The organism is Acinetobacter sp. MF4642, from assembly GCF_002018925.1.
In the GTDB taxonomy this organism is placed as follows: Bacteria; Pseudomonadota; Gammaproteobacteria; order Pseudomonadales; family Moraxellaceae; genus Acinetobacter; species Acinetobacter johnsonii.
This window is the reverse complement of the sequence record NZ_MVON01000006.1, coordinates 25,673-40,699: the sequence shown is the minus strand read 5'-3', so window position 1 is coordinate 40,699 and position 15,027 is coordinate 25,673. Positions and strand designations below refer to the sequence as shown.

The 15,027-nt window shown below is 41.6% G+C and carries 16 protein-coding genes; 13 read left to right on the top strand and 3 right to left on the bottom strand.

Features of this window, described 5'->3' with window-relative positions; translation table 11 throughout:
* Positions 1-112 precede the first annotated feature (112 nt).
* From MF4642_RS05015 to rplS, 11 genes are all read left to right on the top strand, one after another.
* On the top strand, positions 113-574 hold the full coding sequence (locus MF4642_RS05015) for a GspH/FimT family pseudopilin (RefSeq protein WP_078425502.1): 462 nt from the start codon (positions 113-115) through the stop codon (positions 572-574).
* A complete protein-coding gene (gene pilV / locus MF4642_RS05010) occupies positions 571-1,071 on the top strand; it encodes a type IV pilus modification protein PilV (RefSeq protein WP_078425501.1) in 501 nt (166 codons plus the stop codon). Before MF4642_RS05015 ends, pilV begins: the two co-directional genes overlap by 4 nt.
* Complete coding sequence (locus MF4642_RS05005; RefSeq protein ID WP_078425500.1) at positions 1,071-1,976, top strand: prepilin-type N-terminal cleavage/methylation domain-containing protein; 906 nt, start codon at positions 1,071-1,073, stop codon at positions 1,974-1,976. The genes pilV and MF4642_RS05005 overlap by 1 nt, the downstream gene beginning before the upstream one ends.
* A complete protein-coding gene (locus tag MF4642_RS05000) occupies positions 1,976-2,698 on the top strand; it encodes a pilus assembly protein PilX (RefSeq protein ID WP_171262495.1) in 723 nt (240 codons plus the stop codon). Before MF4642_RS05005 ends, MF4642_RS05000 begins: the two co-directional genes overlap by 1 nt.
* 11 nt (positions 2,699-2,709) lie before the next feature.
* Entirely contained in the window at positions 2,710-6,618 is a 3,909-nt protein-coding gene (locus MF4642_RS04995) for a pilus assembly protein PilY (protein WP_153041788.1), read from the top strand.
* Positions 6,619-6,632: 14 nt separating this feature from the next.
* On the top strand, positions 6,633-7,106 hold the full coding sequence (locus MF4642_RS04990) for a type IV pilin protein (protein ID WP_078425498.1): 474 nt from the start codon (positions 6,633-6,635) through the stop codon (positions 7,104-7,106).
* Positions 7,107-7,565, top strand: a complete 459-nt coding sequence (locus MF4642_RS04985; protein WP_078425497.1) for a type IV pilin protein — start codon at positions 7,107-7,109, stop codon at positions 7,563-7,565. It abuts the gene before it with no gap.
* A gap of 145 nt (positions 7,566-7,710) precedes the next feature.
* Positions 7,711-7,968, top strand: coding sequence for a 30S ribosomal protein S16 (gene rpsP, locus MF4642_RS04980; protein WP_004718284.1), 258 nt, complete (start codon positions 7,711-7,713; stop codon positions 7,966-7,968).
* Positions 7,969-7,996: 28 nt separating this feature from the next.
* A complete protein-coding gene (gene rimM / locus MF4642_RS04975; protein ID WP_004978035.1) occupies positions 7,997-8,545 on the top strand; it encodes a ribosome maturation factor RimM in 549 nt (182 codons plus the stop codon).
* Positions 8,546-8,572: 27 nt separating this feature from the next.
* Positions 8,573-9,307, top strand: coding sequence for a tRNA (guanosine(37)-N1)-methyltransferase TrmD (trmD, locus tag MF4642_RS04970; protein WP_004644986.1), 735 nt, complete (start codon positions 8,573-8,575; stop codon positions 9,305-9,307).
* A gap of 186 nt (positions 9,308-9,493) precedes the next feature.
* Positions 9,494-9,868 carry a 50S ribosomal protein L19 gene (gene rplS / locus MF4642_RS04965; RefSeq protein WP_004644987.1) on the top strand — a complete coding sequence of 125 codons (375 nt, stop codon included), beginning with the start codon at positions 9,494-9,496 and terminating at the stop codon, positions 9,866-9,868.
* Positions 9,869-9,927: 59 nt separating this feature from the next.
* Here rplS and MF4642_RS04960 read toward each other — a convergent pair whose 3' ends face one another.
* The 3 genes from MF4642_RS04960 to MF4642_RS04950 all read right to left on the bottom strand — a co-directional run bounded on the left by MF4642_RS04960 (position 9,928) and on the right by MF4642_RS04950 (position 13,123).
* Entirely contained in the window at positions 9,928-10,899 is a 972-nt protein-coding gene (locus MF4642_RS04960; protein ID WP_078425496.1) for a lipase family alpha/beta hydrolase, read from the bottom strand.
* Between the two features lie 172 nt (positions 10,900-11,071).
* Positions 11,072-12,037 carry an esterase/lipase family protein gene (locus tag MF4642_RS04955; RefSeq protein ID WP_101495439.1) on the bottom strand — a complete coding sequence of 322 codons (966 nt, stop codon included), beginning with the start codon at positions 12,035-12,037 and terminating at the stop codon, positions 11,072-11,074.
* 54 nt (positions 12,038-12,091) lie between these two features.
* Positions 12,092-13,123, bottom strand: a complete 1,032-nt coding sequence (locus tag MF4642_RS04950) for a lipase secretion chaperone (RefSeq protein ID WP_078425495.1) — start codon at positions 13,121-13,123, stop codon at positions 12,092-12,094.
* A 154-nt stretch (positions 13,124-13,277) separates the two neighbouring features.
* Between MF4642_RS04950 and truB the strand changes: the two genes are divergently transcribed.
* Both truB and MF4642_RS04940 read left to right on the top strand, forming a co-directional pair.
* Positions 13,278-14,183, top strand: coding sequence for a tRNA pseudouridine(55) synthase TruB (gene truB / locus MF4642_RS04945; RefSeq protein WP_078425494.1), 906 nt, complete (start codon positions 13,278-13,280; stop codon positions 14,181-14,183).
* A gap of 35 nt (positions 14,184-14,218) precedes the next feature.
* Positions 14,219-14,986 (top strand): sulfite exporter TauE/SafE family protein, encoded by a 768-nt coding sequence (locus tag MF4642_RS04940; RefSeq protein ID WP_078425493.1) that lies wholly within the window; start codon positions 14,219-14,221, stop codon positions 14,984-14,986.
* Positions 14,987-15,027 lie beyond the last annotated feature (41 nt).

Sequence of the window (15,027 nt, the reverse complement as noted above, 5' to 3'; positions counted from 1 at the left end):
ATTGGCAATCATCTGTTTTTTTATGCCTTTTATCCTGTATTGTGCTGATTGTGTAAAGAATTAGAATATGATTTTAAATAGGGTAAAGTTTTGTTGCCTTGGGGGAGGGAGTATGCAAAATAAACATAAAGGGTTCACCTTAATTGAGCTGATGGTGACGATTGCTGTTATGGCAATTATCGCGATGATGGCTGCTCCTTCTTTCGGGGATATGTTACAGCGCCAAAATTTAAATAAAAGTACAAAAGAATTGGTTGCTACTTTAAATCAGGCAAGGGCAAAAGCTGCTTTAGAGCGCAGAGAAATTACAGTTGAATTATTGTCTGCGGATGAAAATACTGACGATACGTTGAATTGGATGCCAGTCGGTAAGTCCAGTTTAAAGACTGGTCGTGCGACAGAAATAGTTTTTATGCCGACAGGCCTTGTGAAAGATCCAGCAGCAAATCAAATTATTGCCACAGATACGAGTTTTGAAATTTGTGATGCATCTTCTGATCCTAAATATTCCAGAATGGTCATGATATCTAAAATGGGGGCGATCCAGCAGATCGTTGAAGGGGATTGTTCATGATAACTATAAAAAAGCAAGCAGGTGTTGGGTTAATAGAAGTATTGGTTGCCTTGCTTATTCTTGCAGTTGGTGTGCTTGGTTTTGTAGCGTTGCAATATCGAGCAATTGAGGCATCTAGTGAGGGGGCTAACCGTGTACAAGCAATTAATTTGGCACGTGATTTAGCTGAGAAAATTCGTGTTAATCGTGACCAGTTGGGTGTGTATGCTACGGCTATTGCGGGAAATGCGACCAATATCACCAATCCGAATTGTTACACAGCATTTTGTACGCCAACACAAATGGCACGTTTTGATGCTGCACTTACAAATTTATCTGCTCAACGAGTGGGGATGACAGTCAATATGTTTGCTTGCCCAGAGGTGAGTAATGGGCGGAGATGCATTTATGTTGCATGGGGGGACACTGCGGCAACCAATGCGGATGGTTTAAATAACTGTACCACAGCGGGTGCTTACCGTGATGAATCGACTTGTGTAGTCATGGAGGCCTACTAATGAAAATACAAAAAGGCTTTACACTTATTGAACTCATGATTGCTCTAGCTCTTGGGCTGATTGTGGTTGCAGCAGCAGCAATGTTGTTTTTGACAGGGGTGAAAAGTAGTCAAGTACAACAAGGAATGGCGGATTTACAAGACAATGCAAATTTTGGGCTTAACTATATAACTCAGGATCTTAGATTAGCCAATCTGAATACTGTTGAAGCTGCGATGAATGATGCCTTACTTCATGGAGGTGTTGTTTTGAGTCAATCCAATCTGCCTACAGGAATTCAAGCCGATGTGGATGATGTTTTATTAAGCCGAAGTAATGGTGATGCAGTTGGTAGCGATAATGAGTGGACTGGTGCATCGAATGTAACTCAAAATAGTGATCAACTCGTAATTCAGTATAAACCTGCACAAACAGGTGGTTTTGATTGCGAAGGGCGTGAAATCACGACAGTAGATCGTATTGTTATTCAGCGTTATTTTTTGCGAATAGATGCAAATGCTGGAGCTGGAGAAGCGAACCCTTTAGCTTTAGTATGTGATGCTGGTAACTATAGTGACACCAATCTTGCTCGTTATGGTGATGCTGGTGAAATCATTATGAAACGCGTTGATCATTTTCGTGTATTGCTTAATGTAAGTAATGCTACTGGTAACCGTCGATATATCGGTATTCACGAATATATGGCATTGACAGGGACTAAACCGCGTATTTTAGGAGTGAGTTTAGGTGTGCTCGCACGCTCAGGCCAGTCAACAGGCCAAGAAGCATCGACAGCACAAAACAATGCTTTTGTGGTGTTAGACCAAGATGTGGCAATTGGAGAAAATGGTAATCCTCAAGGATTTATCCGTCAGGTCGTGACTCAAGAGGTTGCAATACGTAACGCGCTGGGGGAGAGAGAGTGATGATTAGACAACAACATGGCTCGACACTCATCGTCGTATTAATCCTTTTATTGGCGATCACTATTATTGGTACATTGGCTATTCGTCAAAGTATGGTGTCATTAAATATTGCGACCAATAGCCAAGCTCAACAACTCATGATCCAAAACTCTGATGCTGCAACGTTTAACGTTGAAGATACAAATAATTTATTACGCAGTTTAGCAGCTGATGGCATGTTTGGGTTTATTAGGGGCCCTGAAAACAAAGGTAAAGAGTTAGTATTTTGTTATAGAGGCAGTCGAGCTCAATTCTTTACTTTGTCGCAAGCGAGCATGGTCTATGTGAATGATAGTGGAAATATTGTGAATACGGATCAAGGAGTAAGTGGCTTCTGTCGAACAGGAGCGAATAATGCAAACTTTTTTACCAGCGAACGTAGAGCTGTCATGACCCAAGTATCTGTGAGTTTTACAAATTCGGTATCATCTACCCCATTCCAAGACTCAGTTCGTGGTACGGATGAAGAACTATCTAAAATTCAAAAAACAGATCGCGTGATTGTGAATACGACTTCACTGATGCCTGCACTTACTTCAGCAGATACAGATGATATTGATGACTGTTTAGATAGTCATATTAGTAATAGTTCGACGAATGGTGTAGCAAATTGTCTATCGGATTTAAATGTGCCTTTTACAACACATGTCACTGAATATACGTTAGGTCAGGCATTTCTTTAAGGGTGAATGAAATGAAAATTAGAAATATAGAACAACTTATAGCTCATCCTTTAAAGAAAGCATTGGCTATGAGCTTATCAGCTCTTATGACAGGATTTGTGTTTAGTGCAACTGCTTCATATGCGAGTGATATTGAGATTTATCAAGAAGCACGCTCAGGAAATATCTCTTTGATGTTTGTTTTAGATATTTCGGGAAGTATGGATTATCATGATGCAAATAACATTGAATATACAAGTTGTAGCAGCAGTAACCGTAGAACCGAAAGCTTTAGTGAAAATGGGATATCGTATACAAAAGTAGGATGTAGACGAGAAAGTAGAACCTACTATTTTAAAAGAGTTCTAGTGTCTGGAAATTGGAGATATTTGTCTTGTGGGATAGATGGTTCTGTAAACATTTCAGACTGTACATTACAAACAACGAGAACATCAGCACCGTCTGGATACTATACGCAAGATATTTCTGGAAATATATTTTATTACTCTAGTTCAGGTAATGCAGTTTTTTGGGATCGTTTAACTTTGGTTAAAGATGCAATGTATCAACTTTTATATGGTGCTAATGCCATTGGTAAAGATAAATTTTTTGGATTGACAACCTATTCAATTAATGGCGATGGTACTCGTGGACAAGTTCGTATTCCTGTTCAAAGGTTAGGTTTAGATACTGAAACAACCTTAGCTTCTGAAACACATCGTAAAAGCCTAATGACAGAAGTAGCGAATCTTGAGGCTAATGGCGGTACACCAACAGCGAATGCGTATGCAGAAGCTGCTGCGTATATGTTGGGTACATCTACTTCAAATCGTAATAGATATGCATATTATAATAGTTATTGGTATGAGTGTAGTGGGCTTACTGGTTCTACTTGTACTTATAATGGTAATCGTTATTCATCGGTTGCTCGAACTTATGGGGCGCAATCGTGTAATTTAGCCGCAAGTAATGGTTCTTTTTCTGCAACATGTTATTATTCTGCGACTAATTCGGCATCTGGACAATATGCTGCGGGTAGTGGCGTATTAGCAACTGATTACTCAAAATATAAAATGCCAACCTCTTTATCTGCACAGTTAGAGCCAGATGCAGAGACTAAGCAGTGTAGTGGTCAAGGTATTTATGTACTAACCGATGGTGTGCCAAATGGGAATAATTCGGCACAGAGTTTAATGCAAACTGCGTTAGCTGGAAGTAGTGCGTTTACCTGTTCTGATTCAAGCGGTGGATGGGATTGTGTAGAAAAATTTAGTACGCGTATCTTGAATCAAACAACCAATGCTAACCCACGCGATTTAAAACTCAAAACAGCTGTTGTTGGATTTGGCTCAGCTTATAACTCAATCCCTTCTTATAATAAAAACTTATCTGAAGAAGAAAATATCGCATTACTAGGCACGGTGAATGATGATAATAACGAAAAACGTGCAGCACGTTGGGGTATTCGCGGTCAAGGTGGTTGGTATGCGGGGACAAGTTCTCAAGACGTTATTGATAGCGTAAATGACTTTATTAATAACTTGTCAACAGAAATTCCAGCTGTAACAACTGGAACATCAACGATCCCAAATGATCAATTAAATCCTGCTGCATTGCAAAATTATGCGTATTATCCACAGTTCCAACCAACCCCTGATAAGAGCTATCAATTATGGGCGGGTAACCTGAAAAAGTATAAAGTTACTAGTACAGGTACGTTGGTCGATAAAAACGATGATATTTTTGTCAATAGCCAAGGTAAAATTGGTGATAACTACGATTTATGGTCTGCCGATGCAGTTACGGGTGTAAATCAGGATGATGAATCCATTCTTGGTAGCAGTAAAAATAGATTGGTTGGTGGTGTCAAATCACGGTTAAAACTACGTTCAAATACGAATGGTGCAATACAGCGCAAAATATTAACCGACAGACCTGCAACAGCAACAAATAATGAATATTTGGACGCAACTACATTAAGAGCGTTGGATTTAACTTTGGTCAATAGTACTGATCCAGCTAGAGGATATTTATTATCATTGCTTGGTTATCGTGTAAATGCCAAACAACCTCAAACCATTACAAATACGTCGATTGCTCAAGCGGAGGAGTTGCGTCAGGTAGGTGCTGTAATGCATTCTTCGCCATTGCTTCTTACAAATCAAGGGAAAGTGACATATGAAAATGGTGTTCTCGGTTCTGAAGAGCGAGATGACTATATTTTATTTGGAACCACGCAAGGTGTTTTGCATATAGTTGATGCAGATACTGGAGAAGAAAAATTCGCATTTTTACCGAATAGTATGGTGGAAAACCAAAAGGATGCATTGTTAAACTTTGATACCACGATTGGTGGAATGGATAAGTTGTATTATGGGGTTGATGGGCCTTGGACTTCTTATACTGAATATGTCAATGCGGCAGATGATATGTTAACTGTTGGGGCGGGTTTAAATAGTCGATCAGGTAAACAGATTGTTTATGGTGGTTTACGTATGGGAGGACGTAATTATTATGCGTTGGACTTAGCTGATATCAATAATCCAACACTTAAATTTACTATAACCCCGCCTGCATTAAGTCAGTGTTCGAGTGCGAATCCACTTGCGTGTATGGGGCAAAGTTGGTCTAAGCCTACATTGACTTGGATTAATTGGAAAGGAACCAAAAAACTCGTCATGCTAGTAGGTGGAGGTTATGATGCTGAAGGGTTACCAACATCCATTACTAGTATGCCAGAGACGACAGCGGCAGAGCGTGCAGCGAAACAAGCAAAAATCAAATATTACCGTGGTTATGAATATAATGACTATGCTCAAACCAATAAGATTGGTTCTGGTGTGTATATGTTTGATGCGCTTGATGGTAGTTTATTGTGGTGGGCGAGTGCGAATGCAACAGTGCATACATCACCAACAACAGCAAACCCTGGCCCGACTTATGCTCCAACGACTGGTACAGCCAGTTCTTATGATGTGGACATGAAATATAGTGTGGTGAGTCAGATTAAAGCTGTAGATCGAGACTCTGATGGATTAACTGATCACTTATACTTTGGTGACTTAGGTGGTCAAGTTTGGCGTATCGATTTAAATAATAAAGCTGGTACCAACACAGCATTATTTGCCAAACAGCCTACAAGAGTTCTTAATTTAAACAATGGCATATATAGTCCACGTTTCTACGAAATGCCTAGTTTCTCCACATATTCAGAAGGTGGAACAATTTTTGGTGTTGTATCAATTGGTAGTGGAAACCGAAGTCAACCTCTCGCGGAATATAGTACAAGTACCAATTATAAACACGATGGTGTTTTTAACTTATATGATAAAGACGTAGCCAGAAGTGATTTATTTAATTTGACGAGTTCGAATGCATATGTTGTTACAGCAACAGGGACAGCTCCTAATAAATTAAATACATTAGGTGTAACGTTGTTGAATGAGAGTGGTAATGTTGGAAACACTCTTATTAATCAACTCGTTGCACTTGATAATACCAATAGATTTGCTATTACCTCTTATAGAGCGCCTTATGACTTAACTCAGGGTTGGTACTACTTATTTAAGTCCACTTTAGTACAGAGTGAGAAGGTGATGTCTACACCATTGGTTATCAATAATGACATGTTTGTAACCACTTTTGATGGAAGTCGAAATGGAATGTCTGGAGATTGTGGAGCTGGTGTAAAGGGTGAAAGCTTCATGACTTTATTCTGTATGCCGTATGGGCAATGTAATGGTGGAACATCTACTTCTTATAGGCTAAGTATGGGAGCAGGTATCGTCGGTGGTGCTGTTGGTGCAGGTGATGGTAGTGGGATGCAACGACTTATTGTTGCAAACGTAGATACATCAGGGGTTACGGGCAATGCTATTTTAGATAAACGTTACAATACTGGGAATAAACTGATTCCTCAGCGTTGGTACGATCGACGTTAATTTAAGGAGGAACTATGAAAAAAATAATAAAGTCCTCTGGATTTACATTGATTGAACTAATGGTTGTTGTAGTAATTGTTTCGATTTTCGCAGCAATTGCTATACCGTCATATCAAGAGTATGTACGACGCGCGGTAGCCAGTCAGGCACAACAAGAGATACAGCGATTAGCTACTTTGTTAGATCGGCATAAAGCGCGTAATTTTAGTTATCGAGGATTTACGACGACAAGTGCAGTATTACCCGTGGGAGCAACTGGCTCTGCGATTAAATATACATTAACGATCAGAGATGGAAATGATCCAGATTTGGAGTTAACAGATGAGGATGCGGCAGGTCGGAATTGGGCAATTCAAGCTTTGAGTTCAGACGATAAAAATTATACGATGCTACTTACAAGTACAGGGGTGCGTTGTAAGAATAAAACTACAGCAAATGTTGATTTTGAGAGTTGTGGCAGTACCGCGAATGGTAGTGAGGAGTGGTAAATGAATAAAGGATTTACGCTTATTGAACTTATGATTGTAGTTGCAATTATTGGTATCTTGGCTGCTATCACCTATCCATCTTATCAAGAGCATGTACGAAAAACAAAGCGTGTAGAAGCTCAGGCTGAACTGGTTGCTCTAGCTAACCAAATTCAGCGTTATAAAGTATCCAACTTTAGGTTTTTATTGGCGAATGGTAACCCGATCACATTGGGAACATTAGGTTATACACTCAATGCAAACAATAATCTTGAAATTCCTCAAGATAGTGATCCATTGTATGAAGTATCTTTAACAAATGTTGCAGCAAATACATGGACATTAACAGCTACTCCTATTGATGGAACCATTCAGGAAAATGATGGGGTTAGTATTTTAAATCACCGCGGAGAAAAATGCTGGACCAAAGGTGCATCGACTTGTGCCCTAAGTGGCACATCCAACTGGGACGGCAAATAAAACCCAAATTCAAAATTGTGGATAAACAAATTTTAATCTTTCCTTCACAGCAAAGATAACGTAAAATATTGCCCTCTATGAAAGGGGTTTGAAATGTTCCGGTGGTCGGGGCAGGGATAATCCGTAAAAACTATAAGGTTGTATCATGGTAGTTATTCGTCTTGCACGCGGTGGTGCTAAAAAACGTCCGTTCTATCAAGTTATTGTAACTGATAGCCGTAATGCACGTGACGGTCGTTTCATCGAACGTATTGGTTTCTTCAACCCAACAGCTCAAGGTAAAGCAGAAAAACTTCGTTTAGATGCTGACCGTTTTGCACACTGGGTTGCTCAAGGTGCTCAACCATCTGAACGTGTTGCTTCTTTAGCTGCTCAAGCTAAGAAAGCTGCAGCTACTGCATAATTTTTGCTAATTAAGTAGTAGGTAGCCCATGACACCAACACAGAATGTTCCCGAAGATCGTATTCAGATTGGACAGTTACGTTCAGCATATGGATTAAATGGGTGGCTCTGGATCTATTCCAATACAGAACCAATGAGCAATATCTTTGACTATCTGCCTTGGTACATTGAAACCAAAGCAGGTTGGCAAACCATAGATGTAAAACGTTGGAAACCGCATGGCAAAGGCTTAGTTGTTTCGCTAAAAGGCGTGATTGATCGCACTGCAGCAGATAACCTAGTTGGCGCAAATGTCTGGATTTCAAAAGCACAACTTCCTAAAGCAGGAATGGATGAGTTTTACTGGTCAGATTTGAAAGGCTTAACAGTGTTAGGTTTGGATGATGAAGAACAAGAAGTAAATCTCGGAAAAATCCATGAAATGTTTGAGACAGGTGCCAATGATGTGATGGTGGTTCACGCAACACCAGACAGTGTTGATGCTGAAGAACGCATGATTCCATGGCATAAAGATGTGGTGCAACGCGTTGATCTCGAAGCTGGTCGTATTTACGTCAATTGGGGCGTAGACTACTAACACTTTTTGGAAATAAGGGAGTCTGCGATGTTTTTTGCAGTCATTACGCTTTTTCCTGAAATGTTTGAAGCGATTACAGCCTACGGTATTAGCGGGCGCGCAGCAAAACGTGATTTGATGCAAATTCATTGCATTAATCCTCGCGATTTTGCGACGGGCAACTACAAACGGGTGGATGAACGTCCATTCGGTGGTGGTCCGGGTATGGTGATGATGGCGGAGCCTTTGGCACAAGCAATCCACCGTGCCAAAGAGCTTGCAAATGAAGCAGGCGCAGTTCAGGTTCCTGTGGTGTATATGTCACCGCAAGGAAAAACCTTAAACGAAACTGCAGTACAAGACTTCGTTCAATATGACGGATTGATTGTACTGTGTGGGCGTTATGAGGGGGTCGATGAACGTTTGATCCAGCAATATGTTGATCAGGAATGGTCAATTGGTGATTATGTTTTGTCGGGTGGTGAACTGCCAGCGATGGTTTTATTAGACAGTATTATCCGGAGGCTTCCGGGGGCGATGTCTGATGAACAATCCCATGTGCAAGACTCCTTTGTGGATGGTCTGTTAGACTGCCCACAATATACCAAGCCTGACCAGTTTGAAGGTTTGGATGTGCCTGAGGTACTTAAATCAGGTCATCATGCAAACATTGAAAAATGGCGGTTTTTGCAGCGTTATCAGCGAACACTTGAACGTCGACCTGAACTGGTCGAACAAGTAGAATTGACCAAGCAGCAAAAAAAATGGCTGAAAGATTTGTAAGACATTGCTGAGAAATTGGTGCTGTCTTCGAAAACGGTACTTAAATTGAGTTTAAGTATTCTTTAATAGGCTCTTTAAAGTTGAGATGGTCAACTTTAAAGGGAAAGATAATCGGGTCTATGCGCTTTAGCCTCTAGCCCCCGCGATGATCAGACCTCTTCTGACTCGCATTATTGGAGATACCCCATGAGCGGTAAGCATCCTTTAGTTCAAGTAATTGAAAATGCACAATTGAAACAAGACATCCCTGCTTTCGCACCAGGTGATACAGTGATTGTTTCTGTAAAAGTTAAAGAGGGCGACCGTGAGCGTCTTCAGGCTTTTGAAGGTGTTGTAATTGCGAAGAAAAACCGTGGTTTGAACTCTGCGTTCACAGTACGTAAAATTTCTAGCGGTGTTGGTGTTGAGCGTGTATTCCAAACTCACTCTCCAATCGTAGCTAAAGTTGAAGTGAAACGTCGTGGTGATGTTCGTCGCGCTAAACTTTACTACCTACGCGAATTGTCTGGTAAAGCTGCACGTATTCGTGAAAAGTTACCAGCTCGTAAAGTTAAAGCTTAAGTTTAAGTTTTATACGAGTAAAAAAATGCGCCCAATGGCGCATTTTTTATGCCTAAATTTTAGAGTCCTTGAAGCTTCAAACGGTTGGCGTGTTGTCGATAAACATCCACAGGGTCCGGAGCAAAAATAGAACGTAGTCCAAAGAACTGGTTAATCACATCTAAATGGTTCCAATTATAGTTATCGCGCACGGTCTTGCCATACTTGGCACTACAACGTGAGACTAAGCCATCATTATCATTAGGCGCTTGCATGAGTAAGCCTGTCGCACCCAATAATGAGTCTGGATCAAGAATATTGGTTAATGTTGAGTTGCCAGAGAAAGAGTAAAAATAAACTCCATTTTCTTTCGCTAAGCCTTCACCACAGCTTGTTTTTGGCATACCCAGTGGATATTTCTGTGCAAAAGCTTTAGACCCAGCTTGACTTAAGCTTTTACCCGCACCGAGTGCATCATGTGGAAGTAATTTCGGATTTTGCTGTTGTGCCCAAACAATAGCTTTGGACCCAAAGTTGATTAAGCCTACCAGCGATTGTTCTAGCGGCGTACCTTGGGCGGAAATAATCAAATCCGCCACAGGAGAGCCTTTTAAAGGGCTAGAAATGGCTGTTGCAGACGCGATTTTATTGGGCATAACATTTGAGACATAGACAATACTATGTCCGCCGTGACTATGACCAAGCAAATTGACTTTGGGTGCTCCTGTAATCGCTAAGATTTCATCAACTTGTTGCAGCAGTTGTTCACCACGAACTTCAGATGTGTTGAATGGAGAAACGCGTGTTGCCCATGCGTTTGCACCGTTACGGGCTAAATCTGGCAAGATTTGATACCAGTAATCCACACCAAGTTCATCGGTTCCTGCTCGAATCCAGCCACCCATACCATGTGCAAAAACCAAAGGGTATTTGGTCTTTGCATAATTAGAGGCAACGTAGTTTGATTTAATTTGTGAAGCAGCTGCTTGCGTTTGTGTAGCAGCAAGTGCGCAGGTCAACAGCAGTCCAGCTATCAATAATCCATATTTCATTGATCATCCTCGTTTTTTATTTTTTATGACGACAATTTAAGTTGTCAAAATGAGTATAAAGGTGAGGGAGGAGGAGCGTAGAGAAATCCGATTAAATTAAATACAGTTTGTAACTGGATAATTCTAGGAGGCATCCCTCCGAAACGTTAAAGATTCGAAGGGAAAAATAGAACTAGAGTCCTTGAAGTTTTAAGCGATTGGCATGTTGGCGATAGACATCAACAGGGTCTGCGCTAAATAGTCCACGTAGCCCCATAACTTGGTTGACCTCATCTAAATGGTTCCAGTCATAGTTATCACGGATGACTTTACCGAAGTGTGTACTACAGCGTGCCACCAAACCATCATTGTCTAAATGGCCATAGGCTAAAGGCCCTAACAGTGAGATCGCACTGTCTGCAACATCGAGAATGTTCGTGACTTGAGATGTGCCTGTCCACGAATAGTAATACACGCCATTGCTGGATATTGCTCCGCTCTTGTTACAGTCTGAAGCCAGTGCTGTTGTTGGATATTTCTGATTAAAAGCACTGGAGCCTTGCTCGCTAATCGAGGTGAGCGATGCCGTTAAATTGCTTTTTAATGCAGGGTTACTTTGCCCATAAGCAAGCATAGGGCCAATAATATAATCCGCCGCTAGGCTGAGCAGTTGTGTTCCGCCTTGATTGGCAAGAAGCTGGTCTGCCACTTTTGAACCTCTAAATGTTGCTCCCACACCTGTCAGTGAGGCCACATATTGCGGTTTAACTGCTTCTACATAGCGAATGGTTGGTCCACCATGGCTATGCCCAATCAAATTAACTTTGGGCTTGCCTGTCAGGGCGATGACCTCTTCAACTTGTTGTAGTAACTGTTCACCCCGTACTTCAGTTGACTCTAAAGGGGAAATTTGTGCTGCAAAGGTGGTTGCGCCATTTCGAGCCAAGTCGGGTAAAATTTGATACCAGTAATCTAGTCCAAGTTCGGGAACGCCCACTCGGCTGAACCCAAACATGCCATGGGTAAATAGCAATGGATATTTAGTCTGAGCATAATTACTTTTTACGCTTGCAGTCACCGTCTGTAATCCAGCTGTGGCTGTGGTTGCGCTGAGTCCAAGGCTGGTAACCAGACCTACGAGTGACATTGTTTGTATCATTCTTTTCGTTATAAACATTTTTTTCATCCTGAAAAAGTCAAACACGGTATAGCTTTAATCTGCGAACGGAGGTTTTCCTCCTGTGTCATGCGTGGTTTCAAAGGCTCCTAGTCGAAGTTGTTCTTGTGAATTATTAAACTGTTGATCACGTAGTTTTTGAATGGCTTGCTGCTGTGCGTCTTGACTCATGTTGCTTTTGAGAATGCTGTCGCGTTGTTCTAAGTAAGTATTGACCCGAGATTTCCAATGGTTTCGATCTTGGTCGAGTTTTTCTAGGCGTACGGTCGCTTCGGCACCGACAAGATTCTGGCGCATTTGGCGAATTTCTTCTGCAGAACCGCCGCGCGTCTTAATATCTGAGGTCAGTTTACGCAGATCTTCGAGTTTGGAGAGTTGTTCTAGATTTTCTTTCCAATCTTCGGGCAGTTGAGCAAACAGTTCTTTCAGTTTCTGCGCTTTTTGTACTTCAGTCAGGGACTGATCTGCCATGATGCTCATGCGGTCTAAGGTATATTCATGGTAGGTATTTTCAGCGCCAAAGAGACCTTCGATTTCATAGTCGGAAAAGAACTGGCTACGTAGGGTTTTCATCGAAGCAAAAATTTTACGATAGTACTCAGGGTCTTCTTTATTTAGGCTTGGCTCCTTCAGGCTCCCCAATTGCACACGATAACCTAAATAACGAGTCCAAAGGTCTAAAATTTGCTTAAGCGCAGGCTCTTGATAACCTTGCTGGATATAGGCTTTAAAATCTTGCTTGATCTGGTCAATATTTTTTTCACCATATTGAGTAATAAAATATTCAAAACAGTTACGTGTTTGTTCATTTACAACTAAGCGATTACTTTGGTCGAGCACCAGTTGGCAGTTGATTTCGGTGTCCTGTTGGCTGTTGCTGACAAAAGGCAGTCCTGAAGCATGTGGCAAGTCTGACGCTGCGGGTAATAAGCCTGTCGTATTTTGAGCACTAGAGCTAATCGGCCCTTGGTTTGAGCCAACAGTTGCATTGGGTGCGAGCCAAATGAGAAAACCAAGAATGACAACGACGATCACGGCGAAAATGAGCCATAATTTCTTTTTTTGCATATCCTATGCCTAACATCCGTATTGTATTTTTTATTGGGTTCATATGACTGAACTCGATTTATTCTGAAACAAAAGGGCAAATAAACAACAGAAAAGTTGTAAAACTAGACAAGCGGTTGATAGTATTGCGGCAGCTTTAAGACGTGTCTATGTTATGAAATCATCTGCTTCAAAAATCCAGCGCCGTGCAGTGAATGGTGTATTTTTATTGAATAAGCCATTGGGGATCAGTTCAAATGCGGCATTGCAAAAAGTGCGCTGGTTATACCGTGCGCAAAAGGCGGGGCATACAGGAGCGCTTGATCCATTGGCGTCGGGACTGCTGCCGATTTGTTTGGGCGAAGCGACCAAATTTTCGCACTTTTTGTTGGACTCGGTGAAGCGCTATCAAACCACCATTCAGCTGGGTCACAGTACCACCACAGGTGATGTGGAAGGCGAGCAGTTGTTAGAGCAGGCTGTACCTGAGTTAACCGAAGAGTTGATTCAATCCGTTTTGGTTCAATTTATGGGTGATATTCAGCAAGTGCCACCAATGTATTCCGCTTTGAAGAAAGATGGTCGTCCTTTATATGAGTTAGCCCGTAAAGGGATTGAAATTGAGCGTGAAGCCCGTCCGGTTACCATCTCTGCGATTGAGTTGCTTTCATTCACAGCAGACAGTGTCACCCTCGATATTACCTGCTCGAAAGGTACATATATTCGTGTTTTAGGCGAAGATATTGCGAAGGCATTGGGTACTTACGGCCATTTAACTTATTTACACCGCATTAAAACAGGTCATTTTGATCTGATTCCAAGTTATACCATTGAGTATTTGGAAAGTTTGTCTGAACAAGAGCGCGAAGCACTGTTGTTACCTGTGTATGCACCCGTAGATCATTTTCCTAAAGTACAAGTTCCAGAAGGGCGCAGTGAATACTTTAGTCGCGGTATGGAAAGTAATATTGAGCATACAGCGGAAGCGCAGGTCTTGGTTTTCGATGGGGAAAAATGCTTAGGTTTGGCTGAAATTACCGATAAGAAAAGATTGGTTCCAAAGCGAGTTTTAAATCTATAATCGAAATATACCACTCAGTAAAAAAAGGATAAGGCGTGGACATCGACATTATTATCAGTCTGATCTTTTTTGCCTTTTGTGCAGGCGCAATTGACGCTGCCGTTGGCGGTGGTGGACTGATCCAAATTCCCGCTTTGATGAATGCATTTCCGTCGATGGCACCTGCCACTTTATTTGGCACCAACAAATTAGCGGCAGTGGTGGGTACAGCCACTTCCGCCGTTTCCTTTGCCCGCAAAGTTCGCTTTGAATGGAAACTTTTGGCTGTGGTCGCAGTATGTGCTGCTATCAGTTCATTTGGGGGTGCGGCCAGTGTGGCCATGATTCCAAAAGAAGTCCTCCAACCCTTTGTCTTGGTCATGTTGATTGTGATGGCGGTCTATACCCTCATGAAGAAGCAATTTGGGCAAGTGCATATGGCGCAGCGTGTGACGCCTAAAATTTTGCTGTTGGCAGGGATCGGAAGTTTAGCCATTGGCTTTTACGATGGTTTGTTTGGCCCAGGTACGGGCAGCTTCTTTATTTTCTATTTTATTCGCTATTTACGCGTTGATTTTTTGCATGCGGCGGCATTGGCTAAAATTGGCAATGTGATGACCAATCTTGCAGCGCTAAGCTTTTTCATTCCCTCGGGGCATGTGCTCTTTGCTGTAGGAGGCACGATGGCCGTCGCAAATATGATCGGATCTATTTGTGGGGTAAAAATGGCGCTGAAATATGGCAGTGGTTTTATCCGCATTTTATTTCTTATTTTGGTAACTATTTTAATTCTCAGGCTGAGCTATCAAATGTTTTTGATGTAATCGGGCTACACCTTTAAAACTTCATTACAAAAAATGTGCAG

Coding starts and splice junctions, on each gene's coding strand:
- MF4642_RS05005 (WP_078425500.1), top strand. CDS start 1,071: ATGAAAATACAAAAAGGCTTTACACTTATTGAACTCATGATTGCTCTA.
- rplS (WP_004644987.1), top strand. CDS start 9,494: ATGAGCGGTAAGCATCCTTTAGTTCAAGTAATTGAAAATGCACAATTG.
- MF4642_RS05015 (WP_078425502.1), top strand. CDS start 113: ATGCAAAATAAACATAAAGGGTTCACCTTAATTGAGCTGATGGTGACG.
- MF4642_RS04995 (WP_153041788.1), top strand. CDS start 2,710: ATGAAAATTAGAAATATAGAACAACTTATAGCTCATCCTTTAAAGAAA.
- MF4642_RS04960 (WP_078425496.1), bottom strand. CDS start 10,899: ATGAAATATGGATTATTGATAGCTGGACTGCTGTTGACCTGCGCACTT.
- MF4642_RS04950 (WP_078425495.1), bottom strand. CDS start 13,123: ATGCAAAAAAAGAAATTATGGCTCATTTTCGCCGTGATCGTCGTTGTC.
- rpsP (WP_004718284.1), top strand. CDS start 7,711: ATGGTAGTTATTCGTCTTGCACGCGGTGGTGCTAAAAAACGTCCGTTC.
- MF4642_RS04990 (WP_078425498.1), top strand. CDS start 6,633: ATGAAAAAAATAATAAAGTCCTCTGGATTTACATTGATTGAACTAATG.
- MF4642_RS05000 (WP_171262495.1), top strand. CDS start 1,976: ATGATTAGACAACAACATGGCTCGACACTCATCGTCGTATTAATCCTT.
- trmD (WP_004644986.1), top strand. CDS start 8,573: ATGTTTTTTGCAGTCATTACGCTTTTTCCTGAAATGTTTGAAGCGATT.
- truB (WP_078425494.1), top strand. CDS start 13,278: ATGAAATCATCTGCTTCAAAAATCCAGCGCCGTGCAGTGAATGGTGTA.
- MF4642_RS04985 (WP_078425497.1), top strand. CDS start 7,107: ATGAATAAAGGATTTACGCTTATTGAACTTATGATTGTAGTTGCAATT.
- pilV (WP_078425501.1), top strand. CDS start 571: ATGATAACTATAAAAAAGCAAGCAGGTGTTGGGTTAATAGAAGTATTG.
- MF4642_RS04955 (WP_101495439.1), bottom strand. CDS start 12,037: ATGATACAAACAATGTCACTCGTAGGTCTGGTTACCAGCCTTGGACTC.
- rimM (WP_004978035.1), top strand. CDS start 7,997: ATGACACCAACACAGAATGTTCCCGAAGATCGTATTCAGATTGGACAG.